This window comes from Peptostreptococcus russellii (genome assembly GCF_900110295.1).
Classification (GTDB): Bacteria; Bacillota; Clostridia; order Peptostreptococcales; family Peptostreptococcaceae; genus Peptostreptococcus; species Peptostreptococcus russellii_A.
On the sequence record NZ_FODF01000001.1, the window covers coordinates 128,533 to 145,749 of the forward strand.

Here is a 17,217-nt window from a genome sequence, read left to right on the forward strand (position 1 = left end):
AGAAATGGCAGTTAAAATAAGATTAAAGAGAATGGGTACTCATAAGAGACCTTTTTACAGAGTAGTAGTAGCAGATGCTAGAGCACCAAGAAACGGTAGATTTATAGAAGAGATAGGATACTACAATCCACTAACTGAACCAAAGCAGGTTAAGATAGACGAAGAAAAGGCTGTTAAGTGGTTAGTAACTGGTGCTCAGCCAACAGAAGTTGTTAAGAAGTTATTCGCATCAAATGGTATAACAGAAAAGTTCGAAGCTGCAAAGATGTCTAAGTAATCCTTTTTGGAGATGATTAATATGAAGGAGCTAATTGAAGGCATAGCTAAAGCTCTTGTTGACAACCCAGATGAAGTGGTTGTAGAGGAAATTGTAGACGGGAAGGATATTTTACTAAAGCTGAAGGTTGCAGATTCAGAAATGGGTAAAGTAATTGGCAAAAAAGGTAGAATAGCCAAGTCTATGAGAACTGTTTTAAAGTCAGTTTCCAACAAGAAGAAAGTAAATGTAACTTTAGAAATAGTAGAGGATTAGGCATTGCCTAGTCCTTTTTGGTTTTTAAACAAAAATGCTATTCTTTATAGAACATTAGCAGTTGTATAAAAAGGATATTGTAGTTTTAGAGGAGAAAATAATGGAAAAGAAATTAGAATATTTTAAAATAGGTAAAATAGTAACTACAAGAGGTTTAAAGGGAGACTTAAAGATATATTCTCACACAGATGAAATTGAGAGATTTCTTGAGCTAGACTATTTTTACATTGGAAAAGACAGAGAAACAAAATACTATATTGAAAAAGCATCTGTAATAGCTGCTAATATGGCAGTTATTAAGATAAAAGGTTTTGATACAGTAGAGTCAGTACAAAAGTTTATATCAAAATTTATGTTTGTAGATAGAGATAATAGCTATGAACTATATGATGATGAAATGTTTATAGTAGATATGATAGGTATGGAAGTAAGAAAAGATACAGGAGAAATAATAGGAGAGTTAATAGATGTGTTGCAATATACTGCCAACGATGTATATGTTGTAAAGTCTGAGGATGGAAAAGAATATCTTATTCCAGCTACATATGAAATAGTTCCAGAAATTAATCAAGAAGAAAATTATATGATAGTAAAGCCTATTGTAGGACTTTTGGATTAGGTGAAGAAATGAAGATAAGTGTAATGACACTTTTCCCTGAAATATTTGAATCATATTTAGGGGAAAGCATGATGAAAAGAGCGATAGATAAGGATATATTAGATGTTGATCTTTACAATATAAGGGATTTCTCTGAAAACAAGCATAAGAAGGTTGATGATTATCCATTTGGTGGAGGAGCAGGTATGGTAATGACTCCACAGCCAATTTACTCTACATATAAGAAAATACTGGAAGATAATAACATTGAAAAAGCTAGAGTAATATACCTTTCGCCTAAGGGAAAAACCTTTGATCAAAAAATGGCAAAATCTTTGGCAAAAGAAGATAATATAGTATTTTTGTGTGGTCATTATGAGGGTATAGATCAAAGAATAATTGATATGATAGTTACAGATGAAGTATCAATAGGAGACTATGTTCTTACTGGAGGTGAACTTCCAGCTCTTGTAATGATAGATTCTATTTCGAGGTTAATACCCGGAGTTTTAAACAGAACTGAGAGCTTTGAAGATGAAAGTTTTGAAAATAATCTTTTGGAATATCCACAGTATACAAGACCTAGAGAATTCGAAGGTCTAGAGGTGCCAGAGGTTATACTTTCCGGTAATCATGGTAAAATAGATGAATGGAGACTAAAAGAAGCAGAAGTTTTAACTGAGAAAAGAAGACCTGACTTGTGGAAGTTATATAAAAGCAAAAAAATGGAAGAAGAAAGGCTTAAAAAAAGGAAAAAGAGAAGAAGACGTTAAAATAGAAAATTATATTATTTTAAGTTTTTAGGATATGGCATGATTTTCTAATACAAATTTATAGTTCAATATATCAAAGGCAGTTGCTATGGATATAGCAACTGCCTTTTAAGTATAAATATTATAGAAGGGGAGTTAATTATTTATACTATTAAGCTTTTCCATTCTTCCTCTTTAAATCCTACAAAAACCTTATTTTCACTAACAAGAATAGGTCTTTTTACAAGCATTCCATCACTTGCAAGTAGTTCTAGCTTTTCATCAAGACTCATATCATTTAATTTATCTTTTAGAGAAAGCTCCCTATAAAGTACACCACTTGTATTGAAAAATTTTTTTATGTCAAGTCCGCTCATTTCATACCATTTCTTAAGTTCTTCTTTAGTAGGATTATTGAGTTTAATATCTCTATCCTCAAATTCAAACTTATTATCATTAAGCCACTTTTTAGCCTTTCTACAAGTTGAACATTTTGGATAATTAACAAATAACATATATTTCCTCCAATTAAATTATTCTATATTATTATGATACCACTTAAACAGTAGATTAATCAGTAATATATAAAGAAAAAAATTAAAAAGCTTTTATAGTAAAATACAGTTTATTTAAATAGTGAAAAAGTAAATATACCTATATAATTAGACCAAATCAGTACTATAACTGTAGATAGTGTATTTTAAACTTAAAATAAATAGAAAAAAGAATAAACTTCAATTGGGAAAAAGAAATGGAAGAACTTATTAAAGATGGTGAAGGAAAATGATTTATATATAAAAACCGACCTAGAAAATCCAGATCGGTTTGTTTTATAATTATTATTATTTCATTATTGCCTTGTGATAAGTTTTTTTACCCTTACGTATTATAACCTTGTCTTCAAGCATTTCCTTGCTTATTTGAAGTCCAAAATCATCAACGTTTTCGTCATTAATATATAGACCACCTTGCTTGATTAATCTTCTAACTTCACTCTTTGAAGGAGCTAGTTCACATTCAAGGATTAGATCCATAACATTTATAGCACCGTCTACAAGAACTTCTTCTGAGATTTCAGTAGTAGGCATATGTGTATCATCACTTCCGCCTGCAAATAGAGCCTTAGAAGCTGTTTCTGCCTTCTTAGCCTCTTCTTCTCCATGAACAAGAGCAGTAAGTTCGTATGCAAGTATTTCTTTTGCAGTATTTAGCTGAGAACCTTCCCATGATTTCATTTTATCAATTTCATCTAATGGAAGGAATGTAAGCATCTTTATGCACTTAAGTACATCTGCATCAGCAACATTTCTCCAGTACTGATAGAATTCAAATGGAGAAGTTTTCTCAGGATCAAGCCAAACTGCACCATTTGCTGTTTTACCCATCTTCTTGCCTTCAGAGTTAAGCAAAAGAGTAATAGTCATAGCATAGGCATCTTCACCTAATTTTCTACGAATAAGCTCTGTACCACCAAGCATATTTGACCACTGGTCATCTCCACCGAACTGCATATTACATCCGTACTCTTTATATAAATGATAGAAGTCATATGACTGCATCAACATGTAGTTAAATTCAAGGAAAGATAGTCCCTTTTCAAGTCTCTGCTTGTAACATTCTGCTCTAAGCATATTGTTAACAGAGAAGTGTGGTCCTATTTCTCTTATCATTTCAATATAGTTAAGCTTTAATAGCCAATCTGCATTGTTAACCATTATAGCCTTTCCCTCACCGAACTCAATAAATCTCTCCATCTGTTTCTTGAAACAATCACAGTTGTGCTGAATTGTTTCAGGAGTCATCATATTTCTCATATCTGTACGACCTGATGGATCACCGATATACCCAGTACCTCCACCTACAAGTACGACAGGTGTGTTACCAGCCATCTGAAGTCTCTTCATTAGGCATAATGCCATAAAGTGACCAACATGAAGTGAATCGGCAGTTGGATCAAAACCTATATAGAAAGTGGCTCTACCTGTATTGACTAATTCTTTGATTTTTTCTTCGTCTGTAACCTGTGCGATTAATCCACGGGCTACTAATTCTTCGTAAATTCCCATTTTCGACACCTCTTTCAATTTTTTTGGTAATATCGTTACCATATTTTATTATAATAAAAGGATTAGTTTGAATGCTTTCAATCTTATCCTTAGATATCGTTAAAATTTATATAAAACTAACTACTATTATACACTATATAATTAAAAAATAAAAGTAAAAAAGCCCTTTTTTTAAGGCTGGAAATAGTGTATAATTTATGAATGCAATAATTGTTATATATGTTAATTTTTTTGATAAAAATATTGACAATACAGTAGATTAAGGGTATAATTTAATAGTTATTGAAATACGGGCGTACCTCTGTTACAAAGGTCAAGTTTTAAGTACGTCTAGGACTAGGAGGAAAAAATATGAACGAATTAATTAAGGCAATTGAAGCTGAACAGGTAAAGAATGATGTTCCTAACTTTGGACCAGGGGACACAGTAAAAGTACACGTTAAGATCATTGAAGGAAAGAGAGAAAGAATCCAGATATTCGAAGGTGTTGTTATAAAGAGACAGAATGGTGGAATCAGAGAAACTTTCACAGTTAGAAAGAACTCTTTCGGTGTAGGTGTTGAAAGAACTTTCCCAGTTCATTCACCAAAGGTAGAAAAGATCGAAGTTACTAGACACGGTAAGGTTAGAAGAGCTAAGATCAACTACATAAGAGGTAGAGTTGGTAAGGCTGCTAAGATCAAAGAAGCTAGAAACGTTAGATAATCTAGTTGAATATCGTTTAGAAGGATGTCTCTTTGGACATCCTTTTTTTTTTAAACATAGAGATATTAAAGTTCGAAAGGAGGACAAATATGAGTTATAACGAAGAATATTTAAGAGATGACAATTTGAATATCAACTGGTATCCAGGTCATATGAAAAAAACAAAGGAACTTGTACAAAAGAATCTGAAATTAGTAGACGTTGTAATAGAACTTTTGGATGCAAGAATTCCATTTAGTAGTAAAAATCCTGACATTGACAGGCTTGTAGGAGATAAACCTAGAATGGTTCTTTTAAATAAGGCTGACCTTTGTAAAAAGGAAGATTTAGATTTATGGATAGCCTATTATGCTAAAAAGGGGATTAAGGCTATAACTATAAATTCTATGACAGGTGCGGGAGTTAATAAAATAGCTGGCGAATGTAAGAATCTTACAAAGGATATGAGAGAAAAGTTTTCTGAGCAAGGAAGAAAAGCAAGAGGAATAAGATTGATGATAGTAGGTGTTCCAAATGTTGGTAAGTCTTCTCTTATAAATAAGCTTTCAGGAAGAAGAAGTGCACAGACTGGTGATAGACCTGGTGTTACTAAGGGTAAACAGTGGGTTAAAATAAGAGGTAATATGGAGCTACTTGATACTCCAGGTATTTTATGGCCTAAATTTGAAGATCAGGATGTAGCATTAAACTTAGCCTTTACAAGAGCTATTAAAGACGAAATTTTAGATATAGAAACACTAGGCTTAAAGTTAATAGAAAAACTAAGTGACATAGCAGCTGATGAGATGATGACTAGATATAAGTTAGATGAACTAGGTCCTATGGGAATTGATACAATGGAAGCAATCGGTAGAAAAAGAGGTTTCCTGATGGGAAATAGAGAGATTGATTATACAAGAGTTGCAACTACAGTATTAAATGAATTCAGAGAAGGTAAAATAGGGAAAATAGCTCTTGAAAAGCCAGAAGATGTAAAATAAACTATAAATAATAACATAAGCATAACAAACTTTAAGTTTTTTTATAGAAAACCTTATATATTTCAAATTAATATTAAGTATAGATACTTATTAAGAAAATATTAAAAAAATCATAAGGTAATTATGTATGATATAAAAAGAGAAACATAAAAAAATATAAAAAAAGTAAAGAATTGATAATGCTTAATATAAAAATTTAATTTGTGATATAATATAATCTGTACGAAAAATATTTACATATTCGTACAGATTTTTTATTTTAAAATTGAAATGTTAGTTAAGAAAGTATAAAAATTATTAAAGTTATTTATAAAATAGAATGATTAACCTACTATAATAAAAACTTTAAAACATTTAATTGACTTTTTAATTTAAATTTGAGAATAATGGAGATAGTTATGTTAAAAGATTATGCAATAGAAGATGTGTCCAAGATGAAAATAAAGGACATTAAAGAAATTTCAGATCAGATCACAGAAGATGAACATCTTGAGTTTTTAAGAATATTTCAATCCGATTCAAGAAAATCCGTTCAAAATATTTGTACAAGAGTAGAAAAGAAGATTCAAAAGTTAATTCTTGAAGATGAGAGATTAGAGAGAATTAATAGTTATGAAGAAAGTGCCTATAATGAAGGTTATATGTATATAGGTGGAGTGGATGAAGCAGGCAGAGGACCACTAGCAGGTCCAGTAGTTGCAGCAGTTGTTGTATTTGATAGGAATACAAAGATAAGATGGATAAACGATTCTAAGAAACTTTCAGAAGCAAAAAGAAATGAATTATATAAAATTATTATAGAAAATGCAAAAGATTATGGAATAGGTATAGCAGACAATAAAGAAATTGATAATCTGAATATACTTAATGCTACTTACCTTGCAATGAAAAGAGCAGTAGCAAATTTAAAGCAAAGACCAGATTGTCTTTTAAATGATGCAGTTACTATTCCAGGACTAGCTATGAAGCAAATTCCTATAGTAAAGGGAGATGCAAAGTCTATATCGATTGCAGCAGCTAGTATATTGGCAAAGGTTACCAGAGACACTATGATGTATGAGTATGATGAGAAATATCCTGGATATGGATTTGCATCTAATAAGGGCTATGGCACAAGTGAGCATTACAGTGGAATAGAGGCAAATGGAATTACAGATATTCATAGACATAGTTTTCTTAAAAATATTAAATATTAATCAGTAAAGCGAGGTTTTAAAAATGAATTATGAAGATGTTTTAAAAAATGCTAGAGAAAAATTTAATGGATCATGTAGAGTTTGTAAGGTATGTGATGGAGTTGCATGTAGAGGCGAAGTTCCAGGAATGGGTGGTAAAGGAACAGGAAACGCATTTATGGAAAATGTTAGAGCTTTAGATAAGGTAAAGCTTAATATGAGAACTATTCATGATGTAACAGATCCAGATACATCTCTAGAACTATTTGGAGAAAAGCTATCTTTACCAGTAATGGCAGCACCTATAACAGGTACTACACTTAATATGGGGGGCTTAGTTACTGAAAGAGAATATATAGAACCTGTAGTTTTAGGATGTAGAAACAAGGAAACTTTTGCTATGGTTGGAGATACTGCCATACCACAGTTTTTACTAGATAACTTGGATGTAATGAAAGAAAATAAGGCAAAGGGAATAGTCTTTATTAAGCCTTGGGAAAATAAAAATATAATAGCTAAGATTAAGGATGCAGAATCTGCAGGTGCAGTGGCTGTAGGTGTGGATATAGATGCTTGTGGATTAGTTACTTTAAATATACATGGAACTCCTGTGCAGGCAAAAAATGTAGAAGAAATAAAAGAACTTGTAAAGTCTACTAAGCTTCCATTTATATTAAAGGGGATAATGACTCCAGATGAAGCCGAAATGGCTGTTCAGGCAGGTGTATATGGTATAGTTGTATCAAATCATGGTGGTAGAGTTCAGGACTGGACACCAGGTACAGCAGACGTTTTAGAAGACATAGCAAAGACTGTAAACAAAAGAATAAAAGTATTTGTAGACGGTGGAATAAGAACGGGAGTAGATGTTTTAAAAATGCTTGCATTAGGTGCTGACGCTTGCTTAATTGGTAGACCTTTCGTAACAGCATCTTTTGGAGGAGAAACAGAAGGTGTAGAACTTTATATAGAAAAGTTAAAATCAGAACTAAAAGGGGCAATGACACTTACAGGTTGTAAGGATCTAAACTCAATTAGTCAAAGAGTAATATATGGAAAATAAAAGTAAATTATAGTCAGATAGCTAAATCTACTTAATAAATAAAATGTTTAAATATGTGCGATAGATGATATAAATATAATAAGACTTGTCTATCGCATATTTTTTATAAATTTATACAGATTTTATACAATATAATATCTTTTTAGATGATATATTATTATAAATATACATACAAAATAAATATATTTTACTATATAAGACATATAGACATAGTTTAAAAGAGAAATATAGGAGGTAAAAAAATGAGATTTGAACACTTTAATTTCAATGTTTTAGATTTGGAAAAAAGTCTTAAATTCTATGATGAAGCGCTAGGGTTAAAGCCTGTTAGAGAAAAGAATGCAGAAGATGGCAGTTTCAAACTAGTCTATCTTGGAGATGGACAAACAGATTTTCAGCTAGAACTAACTTGGTTAAGAGATAGAGAAGAAGCATATAATCTAGGAGAGTGCGAGTATCATCTGGCTCTTAATACTGATAAATATGATGAGATGTTTAAGAAACATACAGATATGGGTATAGTTGCCTTTGTAAATGAAAAGATGGGAATATATTTTATAACAGATCCTGATGGATATTGGATAGAAATACTTCCAGAAAAAAGATAGTAAATAATAAAAAGCGACCTTATGGGGTCGCTTTTTTATTGTGAAAATTAAAGTGAATTTTAGAGTAGGTATTTGAAATGTTGAACTAAAAGTTAATTTTAAAAGATTTGTTTAAAGTATCTATTTAAAATCTAAAATGTCTATATTAGATTAAAAGAATAATTTAATATAGAGGAGTTTTTTATGAATAATAAGGAGATAGGGAAAATAGGAGAAGATTCGGTAGCCTATTATATTGATAAAATAGGTTGCAATATATTAGAGAGAAATTACAGAATTGAAAGCGGCGAAATAGATATTATTTTTCTAGAGGAAAATTGTCTAGTTTTTGGAGAGGTAAAAACTAGACAAACAAGAGCATATGGAAGACCTTGTGAGGCTGTAAATGAAAGAAAAAGAAATAAAATAATATCGGTGGCAAAACATTATGTCATAAGTGAAAATAAATTCAATATGGATATAAGATTCGATGTTTTTGAGGTATATTTTAAAGAAAGAAAAATACACCATATTAGAAATGCATATTATGCTACTTAGTTTTGAGACTGTATTTAGAAAGAATTTAAATAATTTTTGCTATTTTAAGTAAGATTATTTGTAAAAATGGTTATTAGTTAAGAATATACTTGAGGTGAAATTATTTGATGGACAAAAGGAGGATATTATGATAAATAAAACAAAGTCAGGCATTTTAAATGGAGTAACTGGATATCTAATTGATATAGAAGTTGATATTTCACAGGGAATGCCATATTTTAGTATAGTTGGTCTTGCAGGTACTGAGGTTAAGGAATCTAAAGAAAGGGTGAGATCTGCTATTACAAATAGTGGCTATTTATTCCCTATGAAAAGAATAGTAGTCAATCTATCTCCAGCGGACTTAAGAAAGGACGCATCTTATTTGGATCTTGGAATATGTATCGGTATGTTAAGATCCAAGTTAAATCAAGACAAGGATTATTTTAAAAAGACTGCTTTTTTAGGGGAGCTTTCCTTAGATGGAACAGTAAAAAAAATGAGTGGAATAATATCAATAGCTATATCACTTTCTAAAATGGGAATAGAAAACTTGTATATACCATATAATAATTACATGGAATGTAGTCAACTGGAATCTATAAATATTATTCCAATAAAGTCTGTTAAAGATTGTATAAAAGTAGTTAATATGGATAAGATTTCTTTTGAAAAATATATGAAGAATATTAAGGAAGAAATAAATAATAATGTATATAAAAATAAAGAAAGTAAAAATAAAGAAAATATAGCAGAAGAAGATTTTATGTTTATTAAGGGAAATAAAATTGCAAAAAGATGTGCAGAAATAGCTGTAGCAGGTGGTCATAATCTTCTTATGATAGGTCCTCCAGGCACTGGAAAAACTATGATAGCAAGAGCTGTTAAAACCATACTTCCAGAGGTAGACAAGGAAGAGTCTTTGGAGATAACACAAATATATAGTTCAGCATCTATGTTAAGGGAAAATTCGACTATGGTATCAAAAAGACCATTTAGAAGTCCTCACCATTCTTCAACGATGATTTCAATTATTGGCGGAGGAGCAAGTGCAAGTTTAGGAGAGATTACTTTAGCTCATAAGGGTGTACTATTTATGGATGAACTTCCAGAATTTCCTAAAAAAACAATAGAGGCTCTTAGACAACCACTAGAAGATAGAGAAATAAATATTTCCAGAATTAATAGGAATGTAATTTATCCTGCAGATTTTATTTTTTTAGCAACAATGAATCCATGTAAATGTGGATACTATAATAGTAAAAAAACTTGTACATGTTCACCATCTGAAGTTGATAGATATAGAAATAAAATATCTGGTCCTATTTTAGATAGAATAGATCTATTTTGTGAAGTTGGAGAAATAGATTTTGATGAATATAGCAAGATGAACAGTTTTGAAGAAAGTTCCAATGAAATAAAGAAAAGAGTAGACTGGGCTAGAAAAATACAAAAAAATAGATTTTCGAATTTAGATATTAGTACAAATGCTCAAATGTCATCAAAAGAAATTGAAAGTTTTTGCAAGCTTTCTAGCTCTGGAGAAGAAATAGCTGGTATATTTTTTAATAAGTTTCATTTAAGCAATAGAAGCTATATAAGGATTTTAAAACTAGCTAGAACAATAGCTGATTTATCTGGAAAAGAAAATATAGATGACAAGGATATAGTAGAAGCTTTTGCATATAGAAAAACTTATTATAAATATTTTTCTAGGGAGGGATATTAATGTATAGAGAGTTTTACCTTTGGGCAAATTCATCGCTTCATATGTCGGCAAAAGTGATGAAAAGAGTAAGAGAAAGATTAGCAGATAAAATAACAAATTTTAATGAAGTAGTCTATGAGGAGATATTAAGAGAATCTATAATGGATAAACATGTAATGGAAAGGTTTAGAAAGTTTCCTTACAATAAAGAAGATATTTATGAAAAAGAATTACTAATGAAGAAAATGAATGTATCATACATTACAATAGATGACAGTGATTATCCAGAAAAATTAAAAGAAATATATGATCCGCCATATATTCTATACTATATGGGCAACATTGAACTTCTGAAAGATATTTCTTTTGCCGTGGTCGGGTCAAGAAAAGCAACAGATTACGGTAAAAACGTTGCAAAAATAATAGTTAGTGATTTAGCAGAAAAAGGATTTGTTATAGTAAGTGGAATGGCTAGAGGAATTGATTCTTGTGCTCATAATTTCTGTATGAAAGCTCAAATGCCAACGATTGCAGTAATGGGGACTTCAATTGAAAAATCATACCCTAAAGGTTCTGTAAAGCTAAAAAAAGAAATAATAGAAAGTGGAGGTTTGGTTTTATCAGAGTATTTTATAGGGGCGAAAACAGAAGCGGTATACTTTGCAATGAGAAATAGAATAATAAGTGCCTTATCAGAAGGAGTTTTAGTTGTTGAAGCTGCTGAAAAGAGTGGGGCTTTAATTACTGTAGATTGTGCTCTTCAGCAAAATAGAAACGTTTATGCAATTCCAGGAAGTATATTTTCTGAAAATAGTAGAGCTTGTAATAATATAATTTCAGAAGGGGCAAAATTAGTCCAAAAAAGCGAGGATATTTTGGAAGATTTTGAGTCAATTTTATATAATAAAATTCTACTAAATAAAAATAATAATAAAAAAATTTATAAAAATAGTGGAAAAACAACTAGCACTTGTGTTAATATAAGGTTTGATGATATAGATAGGGAGAATATTTCAAAAGAAGAAATATTTATCATTAAAATATTACAATCAAAAGGTGTGTTGGATATAGATGAACTATCTGTTATAACACGGTATGAATTGACCGACCTGATATATTATGTTAACAAGCTTATTTTAAAGGGCTTCGTTGTTGAGGCGGGATTTAACAGATACGCACCGAATATAATAAGATAACTGGAGGTGTTGCCTGTGCCAAAGGCATTAGTAATAGTTGAGTCTCCTGCAAAAGCAAAAACAATAGAAAAATTTCTTGGTAAAAGCCATTATGTGGTAAAAGCATCAGTTGGCCATATCAGAGATTTACCGAAAAGCAGATTAGGTGTCGATATAGATAATAACTTTGAACCTGAATATATCAATATCAGAGGTAAAGGCGACGTAATAAAAGAACTCAGAAAAGAAGCAAAAAAATCTAAAAGAGTATATCTTGCAACTGACCCCGATAGAGAAGGTGAGGCTATTTCATGGCATTTAACTTATATATTGGGTATGGATGTAGATTCAGAGTGTAGAATAGAGTTTAATGAGATTACAAAAGATACTATAAAAAAATCGATTAAAAACCCTAGAAAGATTAACAAGGATCTTGTTGATGCACAGCAGGCTAGAAGAGTTCTGGATAGATTACTTGGTTATCAGATAAGTCCTATATTATGGCAAAAGGTCAGAAGGGGACTTAGTGCAGGTAGAGTACAGTCTGTAACAACAAAAATTATTTGTGACAGAGAAAAAGAAATTGAAGATTTTATTCCTGTAGAGTATTGGACTCTAGATTTAATTTCAAGTAAAGATGGAGAGAACATTACTTTTTCTTTTTATGGAAAAAATGGAGAAAAAATAGATCTTTCTACTGAAGAACAGGTAAATGAAATATTAGAAGCTATAAAAGACAAGAAAATGGATATTGTCGACATAGATACGAAGAAGAGAAAGCGTTCAGCTGTTAAACCTTTCACTACTTCTGTTTTGCAACAGGAAGCAGTAAATAAATTAGGATTTACTACAAAAAAGACAATGAAGATAGCTCAGGAATTATATGAAGGTGTGGATGTATCTGGAGAAGGGACTGTAGGTCTTATCTCATATATAAGAACAGATTCACAGAGAATTTCCGATGAAGCAAAAGCTGCTGTTGATGGATTTATAGAAGAAGTATATGGAGATAATTACCTATTCAAAGGAAAGAAAAAGGCATCTAAATCAAAGAAAAATACACAAGATGCTCATGAAGCAATCAGACCTACGTCTGTAATGAGACAGCCAGACAGTATAAGAGATTCGCTTTCAAATGATCAATATAAATTGTATAATCTGATATGGAGAAGATTTGTAGCAAGTCAAATGTCAGATGCAGTTTATGAAACACTAACAATAAAAGCAAATATAGAAGAGTATATATTTACAGCAACTGGATCAAAGCAAATATTTGATGGTTACACAAAAGTATACAATTTCTCAGATAGGGAAGATAGATTACTTCCTGACATAAAGGTAGCAGACAAATTAGATATAGAGAAAACTGAACCTATACAGCACTTTACACAACCACCTGCTAGATATACAGAAGCAAGTTTGGTAAAGACATTAGAAGAGCTTGGAATAGGTAGACCTTCAACATATGCACCTACTATTGCAACTATATTTAATAGAGGTTATGTTGAAAAAGAAGGTGCTGCAATAAAACCGACAGAATTGGGTACTATTGTAACAGAAATTTTAGAGGATAACTTTGAAATGCTTACAGATGTAGATTTTACTGCTAAGTTGGAAGATAGACTAGACGAAATAGCAGAGGGAGATCTAGAATGGAAGAAGGTTGTTGAAGAATCATACAGACCATTAGAATCATCTATAAAAGAAGCAATAGATAAAATTGAAAAAATCAACATGGATATCGAAACAGATGAAATTTGTGATGTTTGTGGAGCAAACATGGTAATAAAACATGGTAGATTTGGGAAATTTATGGCATGTAAAAATTATCCTGAATGTAAGAATACTAAGCCTATAGTAGAAAAAATAGGTGTAAAGTGTCCAAAATGCAAAGATGGAGATGTAATTATACGTAAAACTAAAAAAGGAAGACAGTTTTATGGTTGCAGTAATTATCCTGAATGTGATTTCGTTGAATGGAAGAGACCAACTGGGGAAAATTGTAAAGAATGTGGATCCTATATGGTAGAGAAGGTTACTAAAAAGGAAAAGAAAGATATATGCTCGAACAGTGAGTGCCCAACGAATAAAAAGTAAAAAAACGGGTTTTTACCCGTTTTTTTAAGTGTGAAATAAGAATTTAAATAAGTCATACTATAATAAAAATTATGCAAATAAGTAAAATTATTTAAAAACTTTCTAACTTTATAGAAAATTAGTATTTTATTTCAAAATTACGAAAATTACAAAGATTATAAAAAATATATTGAAATTATTTAGAAAGTGTGTTAATCTTTGTATGTAGAATATTGTTGGAAAGGTATGTTTATTGCAAATATTCGAGACTTTTATTATATATTATGAAAAAATTAATTAGGAGGTAAAAAATGACTAGCGAATTATTAAAAAATACAAGAAGAATCAATAGAACGCTTCAAACCAACGCTGGAACGGCTGTATCCTTTAATCAGCTTACAAGTGTTTTAGGTGAAGTTTTAGACTCAAATGTTTATGTGGTTAGAGTAAGAGGGAAGGTTTTAGGATGGCACTTAGTGAATCCTGAAGATAGTTCTGTTGTACGTGACGAAGAAAAGAATCAGGCAATGTTCCCAGAAGAATATGTTGAAAGTTTATTAACTATTACAGAAACAAGAGAAAACATAACAAACGATGAAACATTAAAGTTATTCCCATCAGAAAAGGACAGATTAGAAAAATATACAATTGTTGTTCCAATTTGGGGAAGTGGAGAAAGATTAGGAACACTTATTCTTTCAAGATATGACAGGCCATATACAGATAATGACATAGTTGTTGCTGAATACTCAGCTACAGTTATAGGTCTTGAAATATTAAGATCAATAAGCGAAGAAATGGAAGAAGAAATGAGAAAGAAGGCTGTAGTACAGATGGCTATCGGAACTTTATCATTCTCAGAATTAGAAGCTATTGAACATATTTTTAGAGAGCTTGATGGAACAGAAGGTTTATTAGTAGCAAGTAAGATTGCTGACAAGGTTGGAATCACTCGTTCAGTAATAGTAAATGCATTAAGAAAATTTGAAAGTGCAGGAGTAATCGAGTCAAGATCATTAGGTATGAAGGGGACTCATATTAGAATATTAAATGACAAGTTATTAGATGAACTAAACAAGAACAAAACAAACTAGTTGATATAAATCAAAGGACTGCATTTTTTGCAGTCCTTATTTTTTGGAGGAATAGATTATGCCTTTAGCTGATAAATATAGACCAAAGTCAATAGAAGATGTTGTAGGTCAGAAACACATAATTGGAAAAGATAAAGTTATTAATAATATGATAGAAAAAAAGTTTTTCCCAAATATGATATTTTTTGGTCCACCAGGTGTAGGTAAAACAACTGTGGCAGAGATAGTATCAAAAGTAGCAGATAAAAAATTCTTTAAGATAAATGCTACAAATTCATCTTTGGATGATATAAAAAAGATAATTGCAGAAATAGGTACTTTGGGTACAGATAACGGAATACTTTTGTATATAGATGAAATTCAAAGTTTTAATAAAAGACAACAGCAGTCTATTTTAGAATTTATAGAAAGTGGAAAAATTACATTAATAGCAAGTACTACGGAAAACCCATATCATTATATTTATAAGGCTATATTAAGTAGAAGTATTGTTATGGAGTTTAAAACAATATCTAAAACAGACATAATAGATGGGCTAGTAAAATTAGTTGATAGATATAATGAAGATAGTATTGCAAAGTTGAAACTAGATGAAAAAGCAAGAGGAGCTATTGCAGATGTATCGGGTGGTGATATGCGTTCGGCTATAAATATACTTGAACTTGCTATCAATGAATCAAAACTTGATTCAGATGGAAATTTGTTGATAGATCAAACTGTAATCGACAAATTAAATATAGCAACAGTTTATAACTTTGATATGGATGGTGATGTTCACTACAATCTATTGAGCGCCTTTCAAAAATCTATAAGAGGAAGTGATCCTGATGCCGCTATTTATTACCTTGCAAGATTGATAAAAGGTGGGGATCTAATAAGTATATGTAGAAGGCTGCTTGTAATTGCATCTGAAGACATAGGTATGGCATATCCGAATGCAATTACTATAGTAAAGTCTTGTGTGGACTCTGCAATGCAATTGGGATTTCCTGAAGCTAGAATAGTATTGGCACAAGCTACAATTGTTTTGGCAAGCTCACCAAAATCAAACTCTTCATACATGGCAATTAATTCTGCTCTTGATGATATAGATAGTATGGTTCAAGATGATATACCAGATCATTTAAAGGATAGTCATTATTCAGGAGCTTCGAAAATGTCATATGGAGTAGATTATTTATATCCACATAACTATCCAAATAATTATGTAAAACAGGACTATCTTCCTGAGAATATGAAAAGTAAAAAGTATTATAAAGCTCAAGATAACAAATTTGAAAATAGCATAAAAAAATATATGGAGGCTCTTAAAGGCTCAAGGTAAGTTTATTTTACATAATAAAGATAAAGAAAACATTTTTCAAAAGAAGTGAACAAATGATAAGAAAATAAGTGAATAAATTATAAGATTGTTTTTGAAATATTTTGTTAATCTTATAAATTAATCTTGACATTTTTACTCGGATATAATAATATTAACTTATAGTTAATTCATAGTTGTTTACTAGGAATTAATTTTATAAAGGAGTGATGGATTTGAAACTTTCCACTAAAGGAAAATACGGATTGAAGGCTATGTTTGAATTGGCTTTAAGCTCCAATGGTGAACCTGTTTCCTTAAAGTATATAGCTAAGAAACAGGGAATGTCAGACCAGTACCTTGAGCAGATATTTTCTATCTTGAAAAAAGCGGAACTTGTAAAAAGTGTTCGTGGGGCACAGGGTGGATATTATATTTCTAAAGAAGCAAGCGAGATAACAGTAGCTGATATACTGAAAGTATTAGAGGGAGATATGGCATTTACAGAATGTTTACTAGATAAAGATTTATGCGGGAACTTTGATTCTTGTGCGACGAAGTATGTGTGGGCAAAGATAAAAGAAAGCATAGAAGAGGTAACTAACTCTATATCACTTCAGGATATGATAGACGATTACAAATCAAATTTTAAATATAGAGATGACGACATTATTAAGGATATGAAGAAGAATAAATAGATTTCTTAAATCAGAAAATGAGTTTGACTCTAAGTTCGAATTTGTACACAATATATTTTATCGATCAAAAAAAGAGCTTGTAAGCTCTTTTTTTACTTTAAAGTTAATAAATAGAAATGTAAATAATATTTTTAAACAGTAATTCGATATTAAAAATATTGCCAATTTTTA

Annotated in this window: 18 protein-coding genes; 16 read left to right on the top strand and 2 right to left on the bottom strand. The window is 30.8% G+C overall.

All coding sequences use genetic code 11. The features are described from left to right. Positions 1–4: 4 nt before the first annotated feature. The 4 genes from rpsP (at position 5) to trmD (ending at position 1,903) form a co-directional block, all read left to right on the top strand. Positions 5–277: a 30S ribosomal protein S16 gene (gene rpsP, locus BMY82_RS00545; protein WP_091973121.1), complete on the top strand. Its 273-nt coding sequence runs from the start codon at positions 5–7 to the stop codon at positions 275–277. A gap of 21 nt (positions 278–298) precedes the next feature. Further along, positions 299–532, top strand: a complete 234-nt coding sequence (locus BMY82_RS00550; RefSeq protein ID WP_091973124.1) for a KH domain-containing protein — start codon at positions 299–301, stop codon at positions 530–532. A gap of 100 nt (positions 533–632) precedes the next feature. Beyond that, the gene (gene rimM / locus BMY82_RS00555) at positions 633–1,151 is read left to right on the top strand and encodes a ribosome maturation factor RimM (protein WP_091973127.1); all 519 of its coding nucleotides are present in this window, start codon (positions 633–635) and stop codon (positions 1,149–1,151) included. An 8-nt stretch (positions 1,152–1,159) separates the two neighbouring features. Further along, complete coding sequence (gene trmD, locus BMY82_RS00560) at positions 1,160–1,903, top strand: tRNA (guanosine(37)-N1)-methyltransferase TrmD (RefSeq protein ID WP_091973130.1); 744 nt, start codon at positions 1,160–1,162, stop codon at positions 1,901–1,903. Between the two features lie 143 nt (positions 1,904–2,046). On the opposite strand, the gene BMY82_RS00565 is transcribed toward trmD, so the two are convergent. Further along, positions 2,047–2,397, bottom strand: coding sequence for an arsenate reductase family protein (locus BMY82_RS00565; RefSeq protein ID WP_091973133.1), 351 nt, complete (start codon positions 2,395–2,397; stop codon positions 2,047–2,049). Positions 2,398–2,724: 327 nt separating this feature from the next. Beyond that, a complete protein-coding gene (gene tyrS, locus BMY82_RS00570; RefSeq protein WP_091973136.1) occupies positions 2,725–3,948 on the bottom strand; it encodes a tyrosine--tRNA ligase in 1,224 nt (407 codons plus the stop codon). 351 nt (positions 3,949–4,299) lie between these two features. Here tyrS and rplS point away from each other — a divergent pair, with 351 nt between their 5' ends. From rplS to BMY82_RS00630, 12 genes are all read left to right on the top strand, one after another. Further along, positions 4,300–4,653 (top strand): 50S ribosomal protein L19, encoded by a 354-nt coding sequence (gene rplS, locus BMY82_RS00575; protein ID WP_091973139.1) that lies wholly within the window; start codon positions 4,300–4,302, stop codon positions 4,651–4,653. An 89-nt stretch (positions 4,654–4,742) separates the two neighbouring features. Continuing rightward, positions 4,743–5,633, top strand: coding sequence for a ribosome biogenesis GTPase YlqF (gene ylqF, locus BMY82_RS00580; protein WP_091973142.1), 891 nt, complete (start codon positions 4,743–4,745; stop codon positions 5,631–5,633). Between the two features lie 398 nt (positions 5,634–6,031). Next, positions 6,032–6,829, top strand: a complete 798-nt coding sequence (locus BMY82_RS00585) for a ribonuclease HII (protein WP_091973144.1) — start codon at positions 6,032–6,034, stop codon at positions 6,827–6,829. 22 nt (positions 6,830–6,851) lie between these two features. Further along, positions 6,852–7,871, top strand: a complete 1,020-nt coding sequence (locus BMY82_RS00590; RefSeq protein WP_091973147.1) for an alpha-hydroxy-acid oxidizing protein — start codon at positions 6,852–6,854, stop codon at positions 7,869–7,871. Positions 7,872–8,113: 242 nt separating this feature from the next. Beyond that, on the top strand, positions 8,114–8,479 hold the full coding sequence (locus BMY82_RS00595) for a VOC family protein (RefSeq protein WP_091973150.1): 366 nt from the start codon (positions 8,114–8,116) through the stop codon (positions 8,477–8,479). Positions 8,480–8,662: 183 nt separating this feature from the next. Continuing rightward, positions 8,663–9,016, top strand: a complete 354-nt coding sequence (locus BMY82_RS00600; protein WP_091973153.1) for a YraN family protein — start codon at positions 8,663–8,665, stop codon at positions 9,014–9,016. 127 nt (positions 9,017–9,143) lie between these two features. Beyond that, on the top strand, positions 9,144–10,724 hold the full coding sequence (locus BMY82_RS00605) for a YifB family Mg chelatase-like AAA ATPase (RefSeq protein ID WP_091973156.1): 1,581 nt from the start codon (positions 9,144–9,146) through the stop codon (positions 10,722–10,724). Further along, on the top strand, positions 10,724–11,899 hold the full coding sequence (dprA, locus tag BMY82_RS00610; RefSeq protein WP_091973159.1) for a DNA-processing protein DprA: 1,176 nt from the start codon (positions 10,724–10,726) through the stop codon (positions 11,897–11,899). Before BMY82_RS00605 ends, dprA begins: the two co-directional genes overlap by 1 nt. Before the next feature lie 15 nt (positions 11,900–11,914). Beyond that, positions 11,915–13,975, top strand: coding sequence for a type I DNA topoisomerase (gene topA, locus BMY82_RS00615; protein ID WP_091973162.1), 2,061 nt, complete (start codon positions 11,915–11,917; stop codon positions 13,973–13,975). A 290-nt stretch (positions 13,976–14,265) separates the two neighbouring features. Continuing rightward, positions 14,266–15,048, top strand: a complete 783-nt coding sequence (gene codY / locus BMY82_RS00620; RefSeq protein ID WP_091973166.1) for a GTP-sensing pleiotropic transcriptional regulator CodY — start codon at positions 14,266–14,268, stop codon at positions 15,046–15,048. A gap of 58 nt (positions 15,049–15,106) precedes the next feature. Continuing rightward, the gene (locus BMY82_RS00625; protein WP_091973170.1) at positions 15,107–16,372 is read left to right on the top strand and encodes a replication-associated recombination protein A; all 1,266 of its coding nucleotides are present in this window, start codon (positions 15,107–15,109) and stop codon (positions 16,370–16,372) included. A 212-nt stretch (positions 16,373–16,584) separates the two neighbouring features. After that, entirely contained in the window at positions 16,585–17,046 is a 462-nt protein-coding gene (locus tag BMY82_RS00630; protein WP_091973173.1) for an RrF2 family transcriptional regulator, read from the top strand. Positions 17,047–17,217: the final 171 nt, after the last annotated feature.